Origin of the sequence: Affinirhizobium helianthi (assembly GCF_042680945.1) — a bacterium.
Taxonomy (GTDB): Bacteria; Pseudomonadota; Alphaproteobacteria; order Rhizobiales; family Rhizobiaceae; genus Neorhizobium; species Neorhizobium helianthi.
The window spans coordinates 59,782-78,025 of the sequence record NZ_JBHUEQ010000003.1; the positions used below are offsets into that span (position 1 = coordinate 59,782).

The window sequence follows — 18,244 nt, forward strand, 5'->3', positions numbered from 1 at the left end:
GGACGTAAGTGACGATGGCAAAGCTCAAGGTTGACGGTAAAGAGATCGAGGTTCCGGATCACTTCACGCTGTTGCAAGCGTGTGAGGAAGCTGGTGCCGAAGTGCCGCGCTTCTGTTTCCACGAGCGGCTTTCCGTGGCTGGAAACTGCCGCATGTGTCTGATCGAGGTAAAGGGCGGCCCGCCGAAGCCTGCTGCATCCTGCGCCATGGGCGTGCGTGATATCCGTGGTGGCCCGAATGGCGAACTGCCGGAAGTCTACACAAACACGCCGATGGTCAAGAAGGCCCGCGAAGGCGTTATGGAATTCCTGCTGATCAACCATCCGCTGGACTGCCCGATCTGCGACCAGGGCGGTGAGTGCGATCTTCAAGATCAGGCCATGGCCTTCGGCATGGACGCGTCGCGCTACACCGAGAACAAGCGTGCAGTCGAGGACAAGTATATCGGTCCGCTTGTGAAGACGGTGATGAACCGCTGCATTCACTGCACGCGATGCGTTCGCTTTACGACGGAAGTTGGCGGCATTTCTGAACTCGGCCTGATCGGTCGCGGCGAAGACGCAGAAATCACGACCTATCTCGAAGAGGCCATGACCTCGGAATTGCAGGGCAATGTTATCGATCTTTGCCCGGTCGGCGCTCTCACCTCGCGCCCCTTTGCTTTCACGGCGCGTCCCTGGGAGCTCGGCAAGACTGAGTCTATCGATGTAATGGATGCCGTCGGCTCTGCAATCCGTGTGGATACGCGTGGTCGTGAAGTCATGCGCATCATGCCGCGTGTGAACGAGGCGGTGAATGAAGAGTGGATTTCCGACAAGACCCGTTTCATCTGGGATGGTCTGAAGACGCAGCGTCTCGACCGGCCTTATGTGCGCCGTGATGGGCGTTTGCAGCCGGCAACCTGGCCGGAAGCCTTTGCCGCGATCAAGACTGCGGTGGCAGCAACAACCGGCCAGCGCATTGGTGCAATTGCCGGAGACATGGCTTCCGTCGAGGAGATGTACGCGCTCAAGGAGCTTCTCGTCGCGCTCGGTTCACAGAACATGGATTGCCGTCAGGACGGCGCCAAGTTCGAACCCGCTCTCGGTCGCTCCAGCTATCTTTTCAACCCGACGATCCAAGGAATTGAGCAGGCTGATGCCCTTCTGCTGATCGGTTCCAATCCTCGCTTCGAGGCAGCTGTTCTGAATGCTCGCATTCGTAAACGTTGGCGGCGCGGTAACTTCCCGATCGGCGTTATCGGTGAAGCGGGTGAGCTGCGCTACTCTTATGAATATCTGGGTGCCGGTCCGGAAACGCTGAACGATGTGGTGAATGGTGCGCATGCATTCGTTGAGAAGCTGCGCAATGCTAAGAATCCGATGATCATTGTCGGCCCCGCGGCGGCTGCGCGCGATGACGGTGCGGCAGTTCTTGCTGCCGCGGCCTCGCTCGCTGTTTCCGTTGGCGCCGTGACCGAAGAGTGGAATGGTTTTGGCGTTCTTCACACGGCAGCCTCCCGCGTGGGCGGTCTTGATCTCGGCTTCGTGCCGGGTGCCAATGGTGCGAATGCCGCGACCATGCTGCGCTCGATGGACGTATTGTTCCTGCTCGGTGCAGACGAGATGGAGTTCGCGACCAAGCACGCCAAGTTCACGGTCTATATCGGCAGCCACGGTGATGCGGGTGCGCATCATGCAGACGTGATTCTTCCAGGTGCGGCCTATACCGAGAAATCCGGTACATGGGTGAACCTCGAAGGCCGCGTCCAGATGGGCAATCGCGCTGGCTTCCCGCCGGGAGATGCGCGTGAAGACTGGGCGATCCTGCGTGCGCTTTCCGATGTTCTTGGCAAGAAACTGCCGTTCGATTCTCTCTCGGCACTGCGTCGCAAGCTCTACGAATCCTATCCGCATTTCAACGCGCTGGATGAGATTGCAGCCGGTTCTGCCAATGATGTTGCGGAACTCGCCAAAAAACCGGTGAGCTTCAGCAAGTCTGGGTTTGCGTCTGCGGTCAAAGACTTCTATCTCACGAACCCAATCACACGTGCTTCGGCCGTGATGGCTGAGTGTTCGGCGCTGGCCCGCAACAACTTCAAGGCTGCGGCAGAGTAAAGGCTGAAAAACATGGACTCTTTCTTCGCAAGCTATCTCTGGCCGGCGCTGGTCATGATCGGGCAGTCGCTGTTGCTGCTCGTCTGTCTCTTGCTCTTCATTGCCTACATTCTGTTGGCAGACCGCAAGATCTGGGCCGCGGTGCAGCTTCGCCGCGGACCAAACGTGGTTGGTCCATTCGGCCTTTTCCAGTCCTTTGCGGATTTGCTGAAATTCGTATTCAAGGAGCCGATTATCCCGGCAGGCGCCAACAAGGGTGTCTTCCTTCTGGCTCCGCTGGTCTCGGTGACACTGGCGCTGGCAACCTGGGCCGTCATCCCGTTCAATGAGAACTGGGTGATCGCCAATATCAATGTTGGCATCCTCTATGTCTTCGCGATTTCCTCGCTTGAAGTCTATGGCGTCATCATGTCGGGCTGGGCATCCAATTCGAAATACCCGTTCCTGGGCGCGCTTCGCTCTGCTGCGCAGATGGTTTCCTACGAAGTCTCGATTGGCTTCGTGATTGTGACCGTTCTGTTGTGCGTGGGTTCGCTGAACCTGACCGACATCGTGCTGGCACAGAAGACGGGCATCGGAACGATGGCTGGTCTGCCGGCGTCTTTCCTGGATTGGCACTGGTTGGTGCTCTTCCCGATGTTTGTCATCTTTTTCATCTCGGGCCTGGCAGAAACCAACCGTCCGCCCTTCGATCTTCCGGAAGCTGAGTCGGAACTCGTTGCCGGTTACATGGTCGAATATTCATCCGCGCCATACATGATGTTGATGCTGGGCGAGTACGCAGCAATCCTGCTGATCTGCTCCCTGACCACGATCCTTTTCCTCGGTGGCTGGCTTCCTCCGGTCGATGTCTGGTTCCTCAACTGGGTCCCTGGAATTATCTGGTTCATCCTCAAGGCGAGCATGGTGTTTTTCATGTTCGCTATGGTAAAGGCCTTCGTACCGCGTTACCGCTATGACCAGCTCATGCGTCTCGGCTGGAAGGTATTCCTTCCTCTGTCGCTCGCTATGGTCATCATTACTGCATTCGTGCTCAAGCTGGCGGCTGGCGCCTGACAAGGCGCCGACTGGCTGGCTCACTGGAGAATACAATGGCAAGTCTGGCTCAATCGATCAGCTCGCTCTTCCTGAAGGAGTTCGTTTCGACGTTTTTCCTGTCGATGCGGTATTTCTTCAAGCAGAAGGCGACGATCAATTACCCGTTTGAAAAGGGTCCGGTCAGCCCGCGTTTTCGTGGCGAACATGCTCTGCGCCGTTACCCCAATGGTGAGGAACGTTGCATTGCCTGCAAGCTCTGCGAAGCGATCTGTCCCGCCCAGGCAATCACGATCGAAGCAGGTCCTCGCCGTAACGATGGTACGCGCCGGACGGTCCGCTACGACATCGACATGGTGAAGTGCATTTACTGTGGCTTCTGCCAGGAAGCATGTCCGGTTGATGCCATCGTCGAAGGGCCGAATTTCGAGTTCTCCACCGAGACGCGCGAAGAGCTTTATTTCGATAAGCAGCGTCTGCTGGATAACGGCGACCGCTGGGAGCGTGAGATTGCGCGTAACATCGCAATGGATGCGCCGTACCGCTGATCGAATGATAATGCAAGCGCCTTGCGGGGCGCGTGGCACATGTTCTGGATGATATGCCTGGCCGGGTCGACCGCCAGGTTTTGACGGTGAGCACGTCTCACCAGAGAAGACGAAAAGGCACCACCATGGGTTTGCAGGCTGTTTTCTTTTATCTGTTCGCCTTCGTCGCGGTGGCGTCGGCGTTCATGGTCATTTCGGCCAGGAACCCGGTTCACTCCGTGCTTTTCCTGATCCTGGTTTTCTTCAACGCAGCTGGCTTGTTCCTGCTGACGGGAGCTGAATTCCTCGCGATGATCCTGCTTGTGGTCTACATCGGCGCGGTTGCCGTTCTATTCCTCTTCGTCGTGATGATGCTGGATATCGATTTCGCTCAGCTGCGCTCCGGCATTCTGCAATATGCACCGGTCGGTGCGCTTGTCGGTCTGATTGTTGCAGCCGAACTCATTTTGGTGGTCGGTGGTTCCGTGCTTTCGCCTGAGGCGGCAAAGTCGATCACGATGCCTATTCCCTCTCCGGCAGCGCGCACCAACACGGCTGCGCTCGGTGACGTGCTTTACACGAACTATGTTTACTTCTTCCAGGTGGCCGGTCTGGTCCTGTTGGTCGCAATGATCGGCGCGATCGTGCTCACGCTGCGTCACAGGCAGAATATCAAGCGCCAGGATATTTCGAAGCAGGTTGCGCGTACCCCCGCGACGGCCATCGAAGTGGCCAAGGTTGAATCAGGCCGCGGTCTCTAAGCGCGATCAAGGAACAGCGATATGGAAATCGGACTTTCTCATTACCTGACCGTTAGCGCCATCCTGTTTACGCTTGGCGTGTTCGGCATCTTCCTCAACAGGAAGAATGTCATCATCATTCTGATGTCGGTCGAACTTATTCTTCTTTCCGTGAACCTGAACATGGTCGCGTTCTCCTCTTTCCTGAACGATATCGTCGGGCAGGTGTTCGCGCTGTTCATTCTCACGGTTGCCGCTGCAGAAGCGGCGATCGGACTTGCAATACTCGTGGTCTTCTACCGTAACCGTGGCTCGATCGCGGTTGAAGACGTCAATATGATGAAGGGCTGATCAGGTCATGATCTACAAGGCTATCGTCTTTCTTCCCCTGATCGGCTTTCTGATCGCCGGCCTTTTCGGCCGCTCGATCGGAGCCAAGGCATCGGAATTCGTAACGAGCGGTTTGATGATAATCGCCGCCGTACTGTCCTGGATTGTTTTCTTCGACGTCGCCATGGCGCACGGAGAGGGGCATGAAGTTATCAAGGTCTCGGTGCTGCGCTGGATTCAGTCCGGCGGGCTGGATTTTGAGTGGTCGTTCCGCATCGACACGCTGACAGCAATCATGTTTGTCGTCGTGAACTCGGTCTCGACTCTGGTGCACATCTATTCGATCGGATACATGCACCACGATCCGCATCGTCCGCGGTTCTTTGCCTACCTGTCGCTGTTTACCTTTGCCATGCTTATGCTGGTAACCTCCGATAACCTGGCGCAGATGTTCTTTGGCTGGGAAGGTGTTGGTCTCGCATCCTATCTGCTGATTGGTTTCTGGTTCAAAAAGCCATCTGCATCCGCTGCGGCCATGAAGGCGTTCATCGTTAACCGCGTTGGTGACTTTGGCTTCGTCCTTGGCATTTCCGGCGTGTTCGTCCTGTTCGGGTCGATCAACTTCGAGACGATCTTTGCGACGGCACAGACCTATCTACCTGCGGAAGGCGCTGCCGATGCAGGGCAGGCGGTTATCAATCTTTTCGGGATGCAGCTGGACAAGGCTGATGCGCTGACCGCTGTATGCCTGCTGTTGTTCATGGGCGCGATGGGTAAGTCCGCTCAGTTTCTGCTGCACACCTGGCTGCCCGATGCCATGGAAGGCCCGACGCCCGTGTCTGCGCTTATCCATGCCGCGACCATGGTGACGGCGGGTGTTTTCCTCGTCGCGCGCATGTCCCCAATCTTTGAACTCTCACCGGATGCTCTGACGGTCGTCACTATCATTGGCGCGATCACTGCCTTCTTCGCGGCAACCGTGGGCCTGGTTCAAAACGATATCAAACGCGTCATTGCCTATTCGACCTGCTCGCAGCTCGGCTACATGTTCGTCGCGCTTGGCGTTGGTGCCTATGGTGCTGCGGTCTTCCATCTGTTCACGCACGCTTTCTTCAAGGCTTTGCTGTTCCTGGGTGCTGGTTCTGTCATTCACGCTGTCGATGGCGAGCAGGACATGCGCTACATGGGCGGTCTCAGAAAGCACATTCCCTATACCTTCTGGGCCATGACCATCGGAACGCTCGCGCTTACTGGCGTTGGTATTCCCGGTACGATGATCGGGCTTGCCGGCTTCTTCTCGAAGGATGTCATCATCGAGTCTGCCTACGCCTCTCACTCGGCAGTGTCCGGTTTTGCCTTCACGCTTCTCGTGATTGCAGCACTGTTCACCAGCTTCTATTCCTGGCGTCTGGCGTTCCTGACGTTCTTCGGCAAGCCGCGCGCCTCGCATGAGGTCATGCACCATGTGCATGAATCTCCGCTGGTCATGCTGCTGCCTTTGGCGTTCCTGACCGTTGGCGCGATTTTCGCTGGCGTTGTCTTCGAAGGGCATTTCTTCGGCCACGAGTACAATGAATTCTGGAAAGGCGCATTGTTCACGCTTCCGAGCAATGAGATCCTCGAAGAGTTCCATCACGTACCGCTGTGGGTGAAGTGGAGCCCGTTTGTCGCCATGCTGACCGGCTTCATCACCGCCTGGTTCATGTACATCAAGTCGCCGGAGACGCCGAAGCGTCTGGCTGCTCAACATCGCGTGCTCTACGAATTCCTGTTGAACAAGTGGTATTTCGACGAGCTCTATGACTTCCTCTTCGTCCGGTCCGCCAAGGCGCTTGGTCGCTTCCTCTGGAAGAAGGGTGACGTCGCTGTCATCGACGCCTATGGTCCGAACGGGATTGCGGCGCGTGTCGTTGACATTACGCGCGGTATTGTTCGCCTGCAGTCCGGTTACCTTTATCACTATGCGTTCGCGATGTTGATTGGCATTGCCGCTCTCGTCACGTGGATGATGCTGAGGAGTTCCTTCTGATGACCGATTGGCCGATTCTCTCAACGGTCACCTTCCTGCCGCTCGTTGGTGTTCTTCTCTTGCTGTTCATGCGAGGGGAGGGCCCCAGTGCCCGCCGGAATGTCCTCAACATTTCGCTGCTGACGACTGTCGCGACGTTTGTACTCTCACTCTTCATCTGGATTGGCTTTGATAACGCCAATCCGGGCTTCCAGATGGTTGAGAAGCATCAGTGGCTAAACACAGGTATTGCCTACCATCTCGGCGTGGATGGCATTTCCATGCTGTTTGTCATCCTGACGACCTTCCTCATGCCTTTCTGCGTGCTCGCCAGCTGGGAGTCCGTTGAAAAGCGCATCAAGGAATACATGATCGCCTTCCTTCTCTTGGAAGTCGTAATGGTCGGCGTGTTCGTCTCTCTGGATATCGTGCTCTTCTACGTATTCTTTGAAGCGACGCTGGTTCCGATGTTCATCATCATCGGTGTGTGGGGCGGCAAGGATCGCGTTTACGCGTCTTACAAGTTCTTCCTTTACACGCTTCTCGGCTCGGTGCTGATGATGCTGGCTATCATGGCAATGTACTGGCAGGCTGGTACGACCGATATTACCGAGCTTCTGAAGTTCGGCTTCCCTGCTGGTATGCAGACGTGGCTATGGCTTGCCTTCTTCGCTTCCTTCGCGGTGAAGATGCCGATGTGGCCTGTTCACACCTGGTTGCCGGATGCGCACGTGCAAGCGCCAACGGCTGGCTCTGTCATTCTGGCTGGCGTGATGCTGAAGCTTGGCGGTTACGGTTTCATCCGTGTCTCGCTGGCCATGTTCCCGCTGGCTTCGGATTATTTCGCGCCCTTCGTCTTCACATTGTCTGTTCTTGCCATCATCTACACATCGCTGGTGGCGATGATGCAGGACGACATCAAGAAGCTGATCGCCTATTCCTCGGTTGCGCATATGGGCTATGTGACCATGGGCATCTTCGCAGCCAATGCGCAGGGTGTTCAGGGTGCAATCTTCCAGATGCTATCGCACGGCATTGTTTCGGGTGCTCTCTTCCTCTGCGTCGGTGTGGTCTATGACCGCCTGCATACCCGCGAGATTTCGGCCTATGGTGGCCTCGTCAACAACATGCCGAAATATGCTGTTGCCTTCATGGTGTTCACCATGGCCAATGTTGGCCTGCCGGGCACTTCCGGCTTCGTTGGTGAGTTCCTGACGATTATCGGTGTGTTCCGGGCGAATACCTGGGTGGCTCTCTTTGCAGCGACAGGCGTTATCCTGTCGGCCTCCTACGCTCTCTGGCTTTATCGTCGGGTTATTTTCGGTGCGCTCGACAAGGAAAGCCTCAAGGGAATGCTGGATCTTTCCACTCGCGAGAAGATCATTCTTTACCCGCTGGTGGTGCTGACGATCTTCTTCGGCGTCTATCCTGCTCCTGTCTTCGATGCGACAGCAGCTTCCGTAGACGTTCTGCTTAATAACTACTCCGCTGCCCTGCAGGCTGCGCAGAAACTTGCACTCGTCGTGCATTGATACGGGACACGATTAGACATGACTGCTGAACTTCTCCTTGCGAGCCTGCAGATCTCGACGCCGGAACTGATCCTTGCGATCGGTGCCTTGGTGTTGCTGATGATTGGTGTCTACTCGCGGTCGGGTGCGTCGTCGCTCGTTACGGGTCTTGCCGTTGTCTTGATGGCAGCAGCGACTCTCTGGCTCGTGTTTAGCCCGGTTGAGGGCGAAGCCTGGGGGGGGGCCTTCGTGCTCGACTCCTTTGCTCGCTTCATGAAGGTGATTGCCCTGATCGGGTCGCTGACGGCGTTGATCATGTCGATGAGCCATGCCAAGAGCAACAAGCTCGACCAGTTCGAATTTCCTGTGCTGGTGACACTGGCGACGCTCGGCATGATGCTGCTGATTTCCGCTAACGACCTGTTGGCGGTGTATCTGGGCCTCGAACTGATGTCGCTGGCGCTCTATGTTGTCGCAGCATTCAACCGCGACAGCCTCCGTTCCACTGAGGCGGGCCTGAAATATTTCGTTCTCGGTGCGCTTTCCTCCGGCATGTTGTTGTACGGCATGTCGCTGGTTTACGGCTTCACCGGCAATACGGGCCTCGATAACATTGCTGCTGTGCTGACTGCGGAAACGCGTTCGCTCGGCGTTGTCTTTGGCCTTGTCTTTATCCTCGCCGGCCTGGCGTTCAAGATCTCCGCGGTTCCGTTCCACATGTGGACGCCGGATGTGTACGAAGGCGCCCCCACACCCGTCACGGCCTTTTTTGCAGCAGGCCCGAAGGTTGCCGCCATGGCCGTCTTCGTGCGCGTCGTCTCCGAGGCATTCATGCCGGTCTTCTCCGATTGGCAGCAGGTGGTCGTCTTCATTTCCATTGCGTCGATGCTGCTCGGCTCTTTCGCGGCTATCGGCCAGAAGAATATCAAGCGCCTGATGGCCTATTCCTCCATCGGTCACATGGGTTATGCGCTGGTCGGTCTTGCCTCTGGCTCTGAAACGGGTGTTTCGGGCGTTGCACTCTATATGCTGATCTACATGGTGATGACGCTTGGAACCTTCGCCTGCATCATGTCGATGCGCAGCAAGGACGATACAGTGCTTGAGAACATTGACGATCTGGCCGGGCTTTCCTCGACCAATCCGTTCATGGCTGTCGTGCTCACGGCTCTGATGTTCTCTCTGGCAGGTATTCCGCCCTTGGCTGGCTTCTTCGCCAAGTACTTCGTATTCGTCGCGGCAATTGAAGCCCAGCTCTATGCATTGGCTGTGATTGGCGTTCTTTCGTCTGTCGTCGGCGCATATTACTACCTTCGTCTGGTGAAGGTTATGTGGTTCGATGCGCCGGTGAGTGAGTTTGCCCGCAGCACTGGCCAGCTTCGGCTTGTCTTCGGTCTGTCCGGCCTCTTCGTCACGGCCTATGTGCTGTTTGGCGGTCCGGTTGGAAATGCTGCCACGGCCGCCGCAAGGTCCTTCTTTTGATGGGGACCAATGGAGGGGGCGAATACTCCCTCGACGCGTTTCGTCACCTCGCTTTGGGCGAGGTGACATCCACCAATAGCGAATGCTTGCGGGCAGCACGAGAAGGCGATCCGGGAATGCTCTGGATCACCGCTGAACGGCAAACCGCCGGTCGTGGGCGTCGTGGCCGTCATTGGGCCTCCGAAGGTGGTAATCTTTATGCGAGCCTCTTGTTGCTCGACCCTTCTGACGCAGCCTTGCTCTCCTCCTTGCCTCTGGCAGTCTCCGTTGCCGTTCATGCGACACTCAAGTCTGTGCTTCCGTCAACTGCCGAAGCCCTCGAGATCAAGTGGCCCAATGATGTGCTCATTGGTCGCAAAAAGGCCTGTGGCATTTTGCTGGAGGCGGAAATGCTGGCCAGCGGCCAGCGTGCCGTCGTGGCCGGGATCGGCATCAATATCCGTTATCGTCCTGAAGATGCGCCTTACGGCGTAACGTCACTCTCCGAACAGGGTGTATCGCAGGGAGCGGATGAGCTGTTTGCCTGTCTCTATCGGGAGATGGCCTGGGCGCTCAAGCTGTGGGATCACGGACGCGGTGTTGCCGAGGTGACGCGTCTTTGGCGGGAGGCGGCATGCGGTATTGGTGGATTGATCCGGGTAAATCTCCCGGATCGTTCGCTGGATGGGCGGTTTGTCGGTATCGATGATCAGGGACTTCTGATACTGGAAGCAGAAGGCCGTCAGCAGCTGATCGCTGCGGGCGACGTTTTTTTACTTTAATCGGATTGAGCGAGTAATGGTGAAGCAGGACGAATTGGTGTTCTTGCCGTTGGGCGGCGTGGGCGAGATCGGTATGAATCTCGCTCTCTACGGCTATGGCCCGGCGGAAAAGCGTCAATGGATCATGGTGGATTGCGGCGTGACCTTTGCCGGGCCGGAGCTTCCCGGCGTCGATCTCATCCTGCCGGATATCAGCTTCCTCGCCAAACAGCGCGATCGTCTCAAGGGTATTATCATTACCCATGCCCATGAAGATCATTACGGTGCACTGAACGACCTGTGGCCTGGCCTGAACGTGCCGGTCTATGCCTCGCCCTTCACGGCTGGGATGTTGGAGGCCAAGCGTGATTACGAGGGGACGCGGGCCGAGATCCCTGTCACGATTTTCAAGGCGGGAGACCGTATCACCGTCGGGCCGTTCGAAATTGAGGCGGTAGCCGTCAACCACTCCATTCCGGAACCGATGTCGCTGGTGATCCGCACACCGCTCGGAAATGTGGTGCATACCGGCGATTGGAAGATCGATGCAGAGCCCTCGCTTGGTCCGTTAACGGACGAGAACCGCTTCCGCGCCATTGGCGATGAAGGCGTTCTGGCCTTGATGTGCGACTCGACCAATGCCATGCGTGAAGGCGTCTCTCCCTCGGAAGAAGAGGTTTCCGAGGGGCTGAGAAAGGTCATCGAGGAGGCTGAGGGACGCGTTGCGATCACGACCTTCTCGTCAAATGTGGGCCGCATTCGCTCCATCGCGCTCGCCGCCGAGGCTGCGGGTCGGGATGTGCTGCTGCTGGGTTCCTCTCTCAAGCGCGTTGTCAATGTTGCCCGTGATATTGGGATCATGGATGACATCAAGCCCTTCATCGCCGAAGAGGAATATGGCTACATCCCGCGTGACAAGGTCGTCATTATCCTGACCGGTAGTCAGGGAGAGCCACGTGCCGCGCTTGCCAAGCTTGCGCGTGACGAGATGCGTAATGTAGCGCTCACTTCTGGCGATACCGTCGTCTTTTCGTCCCGTACCATTCCGGGCAATGAGAAGGCCATTCTGGAAATCATGAATGGCCTGATCGAGCAGGGCGTCAAGATTGTCACCGACGGTCAGGCTTTGGTGCATGTATCCGGTCATCCTCGGCGCAATGAGCTGCTCAAGATGTATGAATGGATCCGGCCACAGGTGCTTGTGCCCGTGCACGGTGAGGCGGCTCATTTGACGGCGCAACGCGAATTGGCGCTGAGCGCTGGCATCACGAATGTGCCGCGTGTCCGCAACGGGAATGTGCTGCGTTTGGCGCCGGGGCCAGCCGAAGTCGTGGACGATGCGCCGCATGGCCGCATCTTCAAGGATGGCAAGCTGATTGGCGATCAGGAGGAGATGGGCATTTCCGATCGCCGGAAGCTTGCCTATGTCGGTCACGTCGCGGTGAGTGTCGTTCTGGATGCTCGCTATGATTTTCAGGATGATCCCGAGATCGTGCCCTTTGGCCTGCCGGAATATGACGATGAGGGCGAGGACATGGAAGACACCCTCTATGACGCCGTGTTAAGCGCGATCGAAAGCATACCAAGGGCGCGCCGCAAGGATCTTGATATGCTGCGTGAGGCGGTTCGCCGTGCGGTTCGTGCCGCTGCGAACAATGCCTGGGGCAAGAAACCTGTCGTCACGGTCTTCGTAAACAGGTTCGCCTGAGTCGGATTGGATGGCTGAAGGCCGGGGAGGGCTTATGCTGGGACGTGTCAATCATATTGCCATTGCGGTTCCCGATCTGGCAGCTGCGGCAGCCATTTACCGCGATACGCTCGGTGCGCGGGTTTCCCAGGCGCAAGCCCTGCCGGAGCACGGCGTCACGGTTGTTTTCGTCGAGCTGGAGAATACCAAGGTGGAGCTTCTGGAACCGCTTGGGGCCGACTCTCCAATTGCTTCCTTTCTGGCAAAGAATCCTTCCGGCGGCATGCATCATATTTGCTACGAGGTGGAAGATATTCTGAAGGCGCGGGATCAGCTTCGGCAAGACGGAGCGCGTGTGCTGGGGGACGGGCAGCCGAAGATCGGTGCGCATGGCAAGCCGGTTCTCTTTCTGCACCCCAAGGATTTTCAGGGAACGCTGATCGAGCTTGAGCAGGTTTGAGGATCGCACAATCGGCGATGCCGATATGCCGCACCCTGAGGCGTATTCTGATGTGTTTCGCTGCGTTATAATCCCAGCACATGGAAGGGGTAGAAGAGCTATATGACCCAGATCTTGTCAGCTTTTGCTGTCTATTTCATCATCTGGTGGACGGTTCTATTCATCGTCCTGCCCATAGGGCTGCGCACGCAGGCAGATGAAAAAGATGTCGTTCTGGGTACTGTAGAAAGTGCTCCAGCAAAGTTCCGGGGCGGCAGGGTCGTACTTCTGACGAGCATTTTTTCCGCGCTGATTTATGCGGCGTGGTATGTGTCCTCGACCTATTTCGGGTTTAGTATGAATTCGCTGCCGCGCATCGTGCCGGATTTTGGAAGAACCTGAAACGCTTGCCATTTTTTGCTCATGAAGGTGGGGCAAAGAGCTCTTGTCAACCGTGCAGGCGAAGTGGATTTAGAGGCGGGAAGTGCTGCCGAACATCCGGCTTAGAGCGTTTTCGTATCTAACGGAAACGGAACAACGCTCTGACCCCTTTGTTTTTGCGCGTTTATCTGAGAAAACCGCTACGCACTTTTCTCAGATAAATGCTTCAAAGCTTGCGGGCGGTGTGAAAGCCAAAAAAAAACAAGGCTGTGAAGCCTTGTTTAAAGTATCGCGTGATCTTCAACCGTTACCGGGGCTGCGAACGAGCGCGCCTAAGATCTGATCCTCCCAAGACTTGACCGCGATTGGCAGAAATTTGAACTCCCTGCCTCTTTTATGAGCCGAACCTAGCTCAACCTTTAGCCTTTGTCACTAGCCATTTTGGCAGTTTTGACACACTCGATCGATTTTTTTGAGGAAATCGGAAGGACTGTTTAATTGTCATACTATTGGCACAATTGCCACTGTCACTGACCGCAAATCAACGCCAACTTCTGTGATGGACGGCTTGTTTCCCAAAGCTGCCGGGTTCCCATATCCTGTCTTAAAGGCTATGTAGCCATCACCAAATTACGCTCATCAAGATGCTGATTCTTGCCCGAGGGCGAGCAGCCGAAAACACGGAAAACGCAATGCGTCTGTCCCGCTACTTCATGCCAATTCTGAAGGAAAACCCCAAGGAAGCGGAGATCGTTTCTCACCGCCTGATGCTGCGTGCGGGCATGATCCGCCAGCAGAGCCAGGGCATCTATTCATGGCTGCCGCTCGGCAAGCGTGTTCTGGACAAGGTGAATGCGATTATTCGGGAAGAGCAGAACCGGGCTGGTGCCATCGAGCTGCTGATGCCGACGCTGCAATCCGCGGAGCTTTGGCAGGAAAGCGGGCGCTACGATGCCTATGGCAAGGAAATGCTGCGCATCAAGGACCGTCAGGACCGCCCCATGCTGTACGGGCCGACCAACGAGGAAATGATCACGGATATTTTCCGTTCCTACGTGAAGTCCTACAAGAACCTGCCGCTCAATCTTTATCACATCCAGCTGAAGTTCCGTGACGAGATCCGTCCTCGCTTCGGCACGATGCGCTCGCGCGAGTTCCTGATGAAGGATGCCTATTCCTTCGACCTGACGCGCGAAGATGCGATCCATTCTTACAACAAGATGTTCGTGGCATACCTTCGCACCTTCTCGCGGCTTGGTGTGCGCGCGATACCGATGCGTGCGGATACCGGCCCGATTGGTGGCAATCACAGCCACGAGTTCATCATTCTGGCCGATACGGGCGAATCGGAAGTTTATTCGCATAAGAGCTTCATCGAGTTCGAGATCCCGGGCGAAAATACCGATTTCGACGATGTTGCCGGATTGCAGGCCGTGTTCGACAAGTGGACCTCCGCTTACGCGGCAACCTCTGAAATGCATGACGAGGCTGCTTTCAACGCCATCCCTGAGGGCGAGCGTCTTTCCGCGCGCGGCATCGAGGTCGGGCATATTTTCTATTTCGGCACGAAATACGCAGAGCCAATGGGCGCGAAAGTGCAGGGACCGGATGGAAAGGAACATCTTGTCCACATGGGTTCCTACGGTATCGGTCCGACTCGCCTTGTTCCCGCCATCATCGAAGCCTCGCATGACGAGAATGGAATCATCTGGCCAGCCTCGGTTGCGCCATTCGATTCAATGATCATCACCATGAAGGCAGGCGATGATGCGTGCGACCGCGTTTGCGAGAGCCTCTATACCGGCCTCACCAATGCAGGTCAGGATGTTCTTTACGACGATACGGATGATCGTGCCGGTACGAAGTTTGCGACAGCCGATCTGATCGGCGTTCCCGTACAGCTGATTGTCGGCCCGCGTTCTGCCGCAACCGGCGAGGTTGAGGTGAAGGATCGCAAGACCGGTGCGCGTGAAACCATGACGGTTGAAGCCGCACTTAATCGTTTGACCGCCTGAAGCCACAGTCGGTCCGCGCCGCATTTGGGCAGTCACAGGAGAAGATATGGGCAAGGGCGCATCGGAAACGGCGGTTCAAAAGCAGGAAGTCATTCCTTCCGCCGGAGCCTTTTCTTCCTTCGAGCGCATGGTAGCCTGGCGCTACCTGCGTTCGCGCCGCAAGGAAACGTTCATCTCTGTGATCGCCGGCTTTTCCTTTGTCGGTATCATGCTCGGTGTGGCAACTCTCATCATCGTCATGGCGGTGATGAACGGGTTCCGTACCGAGCTAATCTCTCGCATTCTTGGCATTAACGGCCATGTCATCGTTCAGCCGGTCGATCAGCCGCTGACGGATTATGCCCAGCTTGCAAAGAGGTTCTCCGCTGTTCCAGGTGTCACCATGGCCCTGCCGCTTGTAGAGGGTCAGACACTGGCCTCCGGCAAGCAGGGCGCAGGTTCTGGTGCGCTGGTGCGGGGTATTCGTACCGAGGATCTGGAGAAGCTGCAGGAGGTTTCCTCGAACATCCGTTCCGGCGATTTGACTGGGTTTGCAACCGGTGACGGTGTGCTGGTGGGTTCTCGCCTGGCCGCTTCACTCGGGATTGGCGCGGGCGATCAAATCACGCTCGTTTCGCCCGAAGGCGACGTGACCCCGATGGGTGTCACCCCAAGGGTGAAGTCCTACCGCGTCTCCGGCGTGTTCGAGATCGGCATGTCGGAATATGATGCATCCATGATCTACATGCCGCTGGCGGAAGCCCAGGCCTATTTCAACGCGGATGGCCTGGTGCAATCCATTGAAATCTACCTCAAGGATGCTGACAAGGTGGATGAAATGCGGCCGCTCATCGAAGAGGCGGCAGGCCGTCAGATCTTCCTGACCGATTGGCGGCAGCGCAACCAGACCTTCTTTTCCGCGCTGCAGGTGGAGCGCAACGTGATGTTCATGATCCTGACGCTGATCGTTCTGGTGGCGGCGCTGAACATCATTTCCGGCTTGATCATGCTTGTGAAGGACAAGGGAAGCGACATCGCAATCCTGCGGACCATGGGGGCAAGCTCGGGTGCGATTATGCGCATCTTCTTCATGACAGGGGCGGCGATTGGTATCGTCGGCACGTTTGCGGGCGTGTTGCTGGGCGTGGTCGTATGTTTGAATATCGAGTCCATCCGGCAGTTCTTCTCCTGGGTCTCCGGAACGGTTCTCTTCGATCCCGAACTCTATTTCCTCAGCCAGCTACCGGCGGAAATGAGCCTCAGCGAAACCACCTCTGTGGTCATCATGGCGCTTGTTCTCTCCTTCCTTGCGACCATCTTTCCCGCCTGGAGAGCTTCACGGCTCGACCCGGTTCAGGCACTTCGTTACGAATAGGATCGGCATCGGGTCATGGCACGCAAAACAGTATTGAAGCTCGCAGGCGTCGATCGGCATTACGGGCAGGCGGAAACCGTCCTTTCCATTCTCAAGGCAGCCGATTTCGAATTGCGCGCGGGCGAAATTGTCGCTCTGGTGGCTCCGTCCGGCACGGGCAAATCCACCCTTCTGCATCTGGCAGGGCTGCTGGAACATCCAGATGGCGGCGAGATCTATATTAACGGCGAAGCCTGCGGTGGCTTGCCGGATGACCGCCGCACCGCAATACGCCGCGGCGATATCGGCTTTGTTTATCAGTTCCACCATCTGCTGCCGGAATTCACGGCGCTGGAAAACATCATGATGCCGCAGTTGATTGCGGGCCTGCCAAAGAAGGAGGCACGCGAGCGCGCCGCCCAACTTCTCGACTACATGCGTATCGGTCACCGTGCAGATCATCGTCCGGCGGAACTGTCTGGCGGCGAGCAGCAGCGCGTGGCAATTGCCCGTGCTGTGGCAAACGCTCCGCTGGTTTTGCTTGCGGATGAACCGACGGGAAACCTTGATCCGGAAACGGCATCCTATGTTTTCGATGCTCTGGAAGCCTTGGTGCGTCAGTCCGGGCTTGCAGCGCTGATCGCCACGCATAATCACGAACTGGCCGGGAGAATGGACCGCCGCGTGACGATCGAAGGTGGAAAGATAAAGGAATTCTGAGGCATGTGGCGCAAGGCCGCTCGCGCACTCTTACTGTGCGTGCGCTAGCTGTGGAGCCTTTCCGGGACAAGTGCGTAGCGGTTGTTTCGTCCGAAAATGCGTAAAAACAGAGAGTAAGAACGTTGTCGTGTTTCTGCTAGATGCGATACGTTTTAGGAGCAAACGCGATCAGGCTGGGTTGTTGCCCGATGGGTTGGGCTGCAAGGCCCGTTTGATTGGATTGTGACCCTCGGGGATCAGGCGGGCTTTTCCGCCCGCACAATCAACAAAAATGCAGCCAGGTCTCGCCAGCGTCGGAAGCGCGGAAAGTGCTTACAGGCGTCTTCGGTGGGCATTGGTTCGTCGATCTTTTTGATGATGAAGCCCGCATCGCTGACGGCATTGAGAATGTCGCTGAGTGTGCGTGGAAAGCGCGGCACGGCGAAAGGCTCTGCATTGGCCTTGTCAGGATTATCGCCAAACTTCCATTCCTCGACAAAACTTTCCCTTCGGAAGTAATGGGCAACCCCAAGCCCAACCGTCTCTCCGGACGGATTCGTGATCCAGCGCAGTCCCGCGCTGATGAAACAGGGATGAAGAATGCTGAAGGCGAGAAAGCCGCCGGGCTTCAGGATCCGGTGAGCCTCGCGCATCGCCCCCGCGAAATCCGGTCCATCCATCAGTGCCATGGTGGAGATCACAGCATCGAAATTTCCAGTGGCAATATCCGGGCAATGGCTAAAGGATGTTCGTCGATAGGTGATGCCGAGAGGTTGCGCCTCTTCCTGTGCAGTGGCCAAAGCAAGCATCCGCTCGGATAGATCTATACCCGTCATCAGAGCGCCTTGCCGCGCGAGCAACCTGGTATTCGTACCTTCGCCACAGCCAAAATCGATGACAGTGAGCCCAGTCAGGTCGGGCAAGATGGCGAGAAATGCGGGCAGTGTGAAGTGATCGCGGTAGGTGTCAAAGCCAGCACGAACATCCCGCGCCCATTGTTCTGCATTGCGATCCCAATGTTCTGAGACCAGGCTCTCCATGCTCTGCTTCATGTTTCGCACCCCCATTGCCGATCAGCATACAGAGTCCGGAAGGGTGCTCACAACTGGCTTTTTCATATTCCATTAATCTCATGTGTTCCTCTTTCGTTCTTTGTGTTGACATGAGAACGTTAGCGGAACATAGTGGAAACATAACGGAAAAGGAGAGCGTTATGACTGA

Annotated in this window: 16 protein-coding genes; 15 read left to right on the forward strand and 1 reads right to left on the reverse strand. The window is 56.5% G+C overall.

Annotated features, from left to right (window positions below; all coding sequences use genetic code 11):
• The first annotated feature begins 14 nt into the window (after positions 1-14).
• From nuoG to ACFSE1_RS00955, 15 genes are all read left to right on the forward strand, one after another.
• Entirely contained in the window at positions 15-2,096 is a 2,082-nt protein-coding gene (nuoG, locus tag ACFSE1_RS00885; protein ID WP_377395187.1) for an NADH-quinone oxidoreductase subunit NuoG, read from the forward strand.
• A gap of 12 nt (positions 2,097-2,108) precedes the next feature.
• Positions 2,109-3,152 carry an NADH-quinone oxidoreductase subunit NuoH gene (gene nuoH, locus ACFSE1_RS00890; protein WP_377395189.1) on the forward strand — a complete coding sequence of 348 codons (1,044 nt, stop codon included), beginning with the start codon at positions 2,109-2,111 and terminating at the stop codon, positions 3,150-3,152.
• Between the two features lie 35 nt (positions 3,153-3,187).
• The gene (gene nuoI, locus ACFSE1_RS00895) at positions 3,188-3,679 is read left to right on the forward strand and encodes an NADH-quinone oxidoreductase subunit NuoI (protein ID WP_377395192.1); all 492 of its coding nucleotides are present in this window, start codon (positions 3,188-3,190) and stop codon (positions 3,677-3,679) included.
• 125 nt (positions 3,680-3,804) lie between these two features.
• Positions 3,805-4,419, forward strand: coding sequence for an NADH-quinone oxidoreductase subunit J (locus tag ACFSE1_RS00900; RefSeq protein WP_377396534.1), 615 nt, complete (start codon positions 3,805-3,807; stop codon positions 4,417-4,419).
• A gap of 21 nt (positions 4,420-4,440) precedes the next feature.
• A complete protein-coding gene (nuoK, locus tag ACFSE1_RS00905; protein WP_007772674.1) occupies positions 4,441-4,749 on the forward strand; it encodes an NADH-quinone oxidoreductase subunit NuoK in 309 nt (102 codons plus the stop codon).
• Positions 4,750-4,756: 7 nt separating this feature from the next.
• Positions 4,757-6,757, forward strand: coding sequence for an NADH-quinone oxidoreductase subunit L (nuoL, locus tag ACFSE1_RS00910; RefSeq protein ID WP_377395195.1), 2,001 nt, complete (start codon positions 4,757-4,759; stop codon positions 6,755-6,757).
• Positions 6,757-8,268, forward strand: coding sequence for an NADH-quinone oxidoreductase subunit M (locus ACFSE1_RS00915; protein ID WP_377395198.1), 1,512 nt, complete (start codon positions 6,757-6,759; stop codon positions 8,266-8,268). Before nuoL ends, ACFSE1_RS00915 begins: the two co-directional genes overlap by 1 nt.
• 18 nt (positions 8,269-8,286) lie before the next feature.
• Positions 8,287-9,729 carry an NADH-quinone oxidoreductase subunit NuoN gene (nuoN, locus tag ACFSE1_RS00920; RefSeq protein WP_377395201.1) on the forward strand — a complete coding sequence of 481 codons (1,443 nt, stop codon included), beginning with the start codon at positions 8,287-8,289 and terminating at the stop codon, positions 9,727-9,729.
• Positions 9,729-10,490: a biotin--[acetyl-CoA-carboxylase] ligase gene (locus ACFSE1_RS00925; protein ID WP_377395204.1), complete on the forward strand. Its 762-nt coding sequence runs from the start codon at positions 9,729-9,731 to the stop codon at positions 10,488-10,490. Before nuoN ends, ACFSE1_RS00925 begins: the two co-directional genes overlap by 1 nt.
• 16 nt (positions 10,491-10,506) lie before the next feature.
• Complete coding sequence (locus tag ACFSE1_RS00930; protein WP_377395207.1) at positions 10,507-12,177, forward strand: ribonuclease J; 1,671 nt, start codon at positions 10,507-10,509, stop codon at positions 12,175-12,177.
• A gap of 34 nt (positions 12,178-12,211) precedes the next feature.
• The gene (gene mce / locus ACFSE1_RS00935) at positions 12,212-12,616 is read left to right on the forward strand and encodes a methylmalonyl-CoA epimerase (protein ID WP_377395210.1); all 405 of its coding nucleotides are present in this window, start codon (positions 12,212-12,214) and stop codon (positions 12,614-12,616) included.
• Between the two features lie 102 nt (positions 12,617-12,718).
• The gene (locus ACFSE1_RS00940; RefSeq protein ID WP_377395213.1) at positions 12,719-12,997 is read left to right on the forward strand and encodes a DUF1467 family protein; all 279 of its coding nucleotides are present in this window, start codon (positions 12,719-12,721) and stop codon (positions 12,995-12,997) included.
• Positions 12,998-13,668: 671 nt separating this feature from the next.
• The gene (proS, locus tag ACFSE1_RS00945; protein ID WP_377395216.1) at positions 13,669-14,991 is read left to right on the forward strand and encodes a proline--tRNA ligase; all 1,323 of its coding nucleotides are present in this window, start codon (positions 13,669-13,671) and stop codon (positions 14,989-14,991) included.
• Between the two features lie 46 nt (positions 14,992-15,037).
• Complete coding sequence (locus ACFSE1_RS00950; RefSeq protein WP_377395219.1) at positions 15,038-16,345, forward strand: lipoprotein-releasing ABC transporter permease subunit; 1,308 nt, start codon at positions 15,038-15,040, stop codon at positions 16,343-16,345.
• Between the two features lie 15 nt (positions 16,346-16,360).
• Positions 16,361-17,044: an ABC transporter ATP-binding protein gene (locus tag ACFSE1_RS00955; protein ID WP_377395222.1), complete on the forward strand. Its 684-nt coding sequence runs from the start codon at positions 16,361-16,363 to the stop codon at positions 17,042-17,044.
• A gap of 236 nt (positions 17,045-17,280) precedes the next feature.
• On the opposite strand, the gene ACFSE1_RS00960 is transcribed toward ACFSE1_RS00955, so the two are convergent.
• A complete protein-coding gene (locus ACFSE1_RS00960) occupies positions 17,281-18,075 on the reverse strand; it encodes a class I SAM-dependent methyltransferase (protein ID WP_377395225.1) in 795 nt (264 codons plus the stop codon).
• Positions 18,076-18,244: the final 169 nt, after the last annotated feature.